At 44.7% G+C, this 687-nt stretch carries 1 protein-coding gene; it reads left to right on the top strand.

What is annotated here, in order from left to right:
• A partial coding sequence (locus R7Q46_RS27305) for a YeaH/YhbH family protein (protein WP_318078294.1) occupies window positions 1–687 on the top strand: 687 nt, incomplete at both ends.

Raw genomic sequence — 687 nt, 5'->3', positions numbered from 1 at the left:
TATTCGTTCATTGCAGCAGTCGTTAGCTCGTCGAACTGCCATGACTGCTGGCAAAAAGCGACTTCTTAAAGAGCTCGAAGGCGAGTTGACTCGCATCAAAAATATCGAGCCAGCACAACAACTTGAAGAAAATCGTCTGAAAAAAGAAATCGAAGAACTGCGCAAGAAAATTGAAAATGTCCCGTTCATCGATACTTTCGATTTACGTTTTAAAAACTACGAAAAACGACCAGTCCCTTCTAGCCAAGCCGTGATGTTTTGTCTGATGGACGTATCTGGTTCTATGGATCAAGCGACCAAAGACATCGCGAAACGCTTCTATGTGCTGTTGTATCTGTTCTTAACTCGCACCTATGAAAACGTAGACGTTGTGTTTATTCGCCACCACACGCAAGCCAAAGAAGTCGATGAACACGAATTTTTCTACTCGCAAGAAACCGGTGGCACCATCGTATCTAGCGCTTTGAAATTAATGGATGAAATCGTCAAAGAGCGTTACCCGGTTGGTCAGTGGAACATCTACGCAGCCCAAGCGTCCGATGGGGATAACTGGGCGGATGACTCACCACGATGCCGAGATTTACTCGTGAATAAGTTGCTGCCAAATTGTCAGTACTATTCTTATATAGAAATCACGCGTCGCTCACATCAAACTTTATGGCACGAGTATGAGAAGCTCACCGACGA

This window comes from Vibrio sp. 811 (assembly GCF_033339195.1).
This window is presented reverse-complemented; position numbering and strand designations above follow the sequence as displayed.